The sequence below is a fragment of the Mesorhizobium sp. M7A.F.Ca.CA.004.12.1.1 genome (assembly GCF_003997835.1).
Taxonomy (GTDB): Bacteria; Pseudomonadota; Alphaproteobacteria; order Rhizobiales; family Rhizobiaceae; genus Mesorhizobium.
In genome coordinates this window covers 1-3,902 of sequence record NZ_RZRK01000587.1, presented here as the reverse complement: position 1 = coordinate 3,902, position 3,902 = coordinate 1, and the positions used below count along the sequence as shown (strand labels likewise).

The window sequence follows — 3,902 nt, the reverse complement described above, 5'->3', positions numbered from 1 at the left end:
TGGAAGGCCGCGGTGACGCTGCCGGCCGCCGCGATCTCAAGCGGGGCATGCTCGCTTATGATCAGCGGGTCGCTGCCGCCGGCCTCGGTGACGCAAGGTTTCATGCGTTCGGCGCAGGCCACCGCCACCGCCTTGCCGGCGGCGACCGAGCCGGTGAAGGCAACCGCATGGGTGCGTTCGGAGGCGATCAGCGCCTGCGCCGTGGCCGCTCCACCAGGCAGGCAGGAGACCAGCCCTTCCGGCAGCGAGCGGAACACGGTCATGTAGTCCAGCGTCGACAGCGTCGTCGCCTCGGCCGGCTTGATGACGCAGGCATTGCCGGCGGCGAGCGATGCGGCGACCGTCCAGCACATCAGCAGGATCGGGAAGTTGTAGGGCATGATGTGGACGGATACGCCATAGGGCTCGTAGCGCGCATACTGGAACGAACCGGCCTGCGTCGTGCCGGCGATCTTGCCGGCATCGTCGCGCGCCATCTCGGCGTAGTAGCGGAAGATCGGCGCGCAGTTGGCGATCTCGCCGATCGCTTCGGGGTAGGGCTTGCCCATCTCGCGCACCATCAGCTCGGCGCAGCGGGTGAAGTTGGCCACCTCGATGGCGTTGGCGACGGCATGCAGGTGCTTGGCGCGGCTCTTGGCGTCGAGCTTTTTCCAGGCGGCCTGCGCCCTGGTCGCGGTGGTGAGCACGGCATCGATCTCGCTATCGCTGGCTGCAGCGATGGCGCCGACTGTTTCGATCGTCGCCGGATCGATCACCGGCTTTGCCGTGCCTGCCATCGGCTGGTAGTCCGGGTTGACGAAGAAGGTCGGCCGGTCAGGGGAGAAATCCATGGACATCCTCTCGGATCCGCTCAGCGGATCATGTAGACCTTCTTGATCGTCTCATGGACGGTGCAGACGCCCTTCCAGTCCTGCGGGAAGAAAGCTGCGGTGTCCGGTTCGATCTCGATGACCTCGCCGGATTCGTGGACGTAGGTGCAGCGTCCTTCGAGGAAGTGGCAGAACTCGTCGCGGGTGACATGGCAGTGCCATTTGCCTGGTGTGCAGACCCAAAGCCCGCATTCGGAGCGGCCTTCCGGCCCCTTGTACAGCAGCTTGCCCGAGGTGTGGGATTGCCCCTCGATCATGGTCGGGATGACGCCCCAGTCGACGAGGTCGGTAATGGTGAGCGGGGATTTCATGATGGGTGTGGTCATGTCGATTTCCTTGAAAAGAGTGCTCAGCGGCACATGAAGGCCTTGGTCAGCGTTTGCCTGATGATGGAGATGCCGGTCCAGCCGGCGGGGAAGAACACCAGCGTGCCGGCCTCGACCGGGATCTCTTCGCCGTCGTCATGGACATAGCTGCCACGGCCTGAGAGGAAATGGCAGAACTCGTCGGCGCCAAAGGTGACCTTGCGCGTACCCGGCGTGCATGACCACAGGCCGCATTCGCTCGATCCGTCCGGGTTCCGGGACAGGACCCTGCCCGAGGCGCGCGGCGAACCGGCGAGCGTGTTGCTGCCCGCGCCCCAGTCCTCCAGTTCCACGCTCGAGGCCTTCGGCCAGTACGGTGTCGGCATGTCGTCAAGCTCCGTGGTCAGGCCAGCATGTAGACGTTGCGCATGGTCTCATGCACGGTGCATTCACCCGTCCAGCCGGCAGGGAACATGACCACGGTCCCGGCGGAGATTTCTATCAGCTCACCGACATCGGACCGGTAGGTCGCGCGGCCGGCGACGAAATGGCACAATTCATCGCGCGGGATGCTCAGGCGCCAGCGGCCTGGCGTGCACACCCAGATGCCGGATTCCGGCTGGTTGTTCGGGCCTTTGTGCACGAGTTTGCCGGTCGAGTGGGAGGCACCGTCCAACGCATCCGGCTGGGCGCCCCAGTCGACGAGATCGGCGCGGGTGGAGGCCTGGTGGAGGTGGGGAGCGGAGGAGGTCATAGCAGCGTCTCCAGCAACCCGGCTGCTTTCTCCGGCCCATTCTGCGCGCGCATCTGCGCCGATGTCTTCGCCAGCTTGGCTTTCATCGCCGGGTCGGTCAGGCAGGTTTCGATCTTGGCAATCAGCTCGGCATCGGTCCAGTCGTAGCGCGGCATGCCGAAGCCGTGGCCGGTTTCCTCTACGCGGGTGGCGTTGTCGTGGCCGTCCCAGACATAGGGCATGATGATCGCCGGCTTGCCGAAATAGAGGCACTCGGTGAAGGAGTTGTTGCCGCCATGGTGGATCACCGCATCGACCTGCGGGATAACCGAAGGCTGCGGGAACCAGCTCTCGACGATCACGTTGGCGGGCACGTCCGTGTACTGGTCCTTGTAGCCGCCGACATTGACCAGAGCCCGGTAGCGCGTCTTGCCCAGCGTCGCGATAATGCGCTTCAACAGGTCGACATCGCCGGCGCCGAGGCTGCCGAAGGAGACATAGAGCAGCGGCCCGTCATTGTTTTTGGCGAATGTCGGCACCGTGTAGGGTTTCTCCTGCCGCACGCAGCCTTCCAGATACTGGAACTTTGCCGGGTCGAGCGGGTGGCGGCGCTTGAACTTTGCCGCTTCGGGATAGAGCAGCAGGTTCAAATAGGGCGAGGCCTCGAAGAACTGGCCGATCGGATAAGGCGCCTCGTTGTTGGCGGCGAGGAAGGCGTTGAAGTCGTCATGGATCGGCTTGATCACCGCGTTGAAATGATCGCGGTAGCGCTGGTGACCGGCGTGGTCGTTCTCGCCGCAGCCGGAGAGATGGGGCGGGATGTCCTCGTCGTCGATCTCGTTTTCCGAGCAGGAGATGACGCGCACCCAGGGTTTGCCGAACTGCTTGATGGCCGGAAACAGGATGACGTTGTCGACGCAGATCACATCCGGCTTGATGGCTGAGAGAACGCGCGGCAGATCCTTCTGCGCCCATTTGGCGCTGTCGACGATCGCCGTCCAGCAATCCTTGACGTAATTGTCGACCTGATCGTAAGGCGATTTGCGGAAGTTCGGGATGTGGCCGTTGATGAAATCCTCCCAGAATTTCGCCATCTGCTCGGGCGGCATCGGCTCCGACAGGTTCACCGGATGCGCCTCGAAACCGTAGCCCTTGTAGACATCGACAAAGCCGGGGTCGGACAGGAAAACGGCTTTGTGGCCGCGCGCCTCGACCGCCTGGGCGATGCCGACGGAATTGAGCGCCGGGCCGTAGGCCGCTTCTGGAAAAAACGCGATCGTCTTCTGCGCCATCAGGCTTCTCCTTTATTCTGCGAAAACTCTGACATCGGCGGCGTCCCAGCCGAGTTCGACCTGATCTCCCGACGCGACCGGCCGGCGGTCGGCGGCATCAGCGGTGACGCGCACCAGGAACGGCTTTGGGGACAGAGGTGTGCGGACATGCAGCTGTAGGTCGAGCCCCTGATAGGCCAGCGCCTCGACCGTGCCGGTGGTGCGGTTGGCGGTCTCCACCGATGGGAACAGCCGGATGCGCTCGGGCCGCACCGACGCGACAGCAGATGCACCGGCTGTGAGTGTGGCGGGCACTTTGCCGGCGATACGCGCTCCGTTGGCAGCCACTACACCGTCGGTGGCGGCTTTACCGGGCACAAAATTCATCACGCCGATGAAGTCGGCGACGAAACGGTCGGCCGGATGCTCGTAGATCGCGTGCGGCGTGTCGCATTGCAGCAGTCTGCCGTCTTTGAGCACCGCCATGCGGTCGGCCATCACAAGCGACTCCTCCTGGTCGTGGGTGACGATGACGAAGGTAATGCCGACCTCGTGCTGCAGGCGCTTCAGTTCCAGCTGCATGGCGCCGCGCAGTTTCTTGTCGAGCGCGCCAAGCGGCTCGTCGAGCAGCAGCAGGCGCGGCCGCTTGACCAGCGCGCGGGCGAGCGCGACGCGCTGCTTCTGGCCGCCCGACAGTTGCTCCGGCTTGCGGTCGGTGAAGGGG

General features: G+C 64.3%; 6 protein-coding genes. All 6 read right to left on the bottom strand.

What is annotated here, in order from left to right:
• Window positions 1-830 (bottom strand): aldehyde dehydrogenase family protein (locus tag EN984_RS25620; protein ID WP_127384039.1); only part of this gene is annotated, 830 nt, incomplete at its 3' end.
• A 20-nt stretch (window positions 831-850) separates the two neighbouring features.
• Complete coding sequence (locus tag EN984_RS25615; protein WP_013528939.1) at window positions 851-1,195, bottom strand: cupin domain-containing protein; 345 nt, start codon at window positions 1,193-1,195, stop codon at window positions 851-853.
• A 23-nt stretch (window positions 1,196-1,218) separates the two neighbouring features.
• Window positions 1,219-1,560: a cupin domain-containing protein gene (locus tag EN984_RS25610; RefSeq protein ID WP_127266973.1), complete on the bottom strand. Its 342-nt coding sequence runs from the start codon at window positions 1,558-1,560 to the stop codon at window positions 1,219-1,221.
• A gap of 17 nt (window positions 1,561-1,577) precedes the next feature.
• The gene (locus EN984_RS25605; protein ID WP_127266972.1) at window positions 1,578-1,928 is read right to left on the bottom strand and encodes a cupin domain-containing protein; all 351 of its coding nucleotides are present in this window, start codon (window positions 1,926-1,928) and stop codon (window positions 1,578-1,580) included.
• Window positions 1,925-3,199, bottom strand: coding sequence for a glycosyltransferase (locus tag EN984_RS25600; RefSeq protein ID WP_127266971.1), 1,275 nt, complete (start codon window positions 3,197-3,199; stop codon window positions 1,925-1,927). Before EN984_RS25600 ends, EN984_RS25605 begins: the two co-directional genes overlap by 4 nt.
• Window positions 3,200-3,211: 12 nt before the next feature.
• Window positions 3,212-3,902: ABC transporter ATP-binding protein (locus EN984_RS25595; protein ID WP_164765645.1), on the bottom strand; the 691-nt coding region annotated here is incomplete at its 5' end.

Bases quoted from the DNA above. Each gene is read 5' to 3' on its own strand.
- EN984_RS25615 (WP_013528939.1), bottom strand. From the start codon at position 1,195: ATGACCACACCCATCATGAAATCCCCGCTCACCATTACCGACCTCGTC.
- EN984_RS25600 (WP_127266971.1), bottom strand. From the start codon at position 3,199: ATGGCGCAGAAGACGATCGCGTTTTTTCCAGAAGCGGCCTACGGCCCG.
- EN984_RS25610 (WP_127266973.1), bottom strand. From the start codon at position 1,560: ATGCCGACACCGTACTGGCCGAAGGCCTCGAGCGTGGAACTGGAGGAC.
- EN984_RS25605 (WP_127266972.1), bottom strand. From the start codon at position 1,928: ATGACCTCCTCCGCTCCCCACCTCCACCAGGCCTCCACCCGCGCCGAT.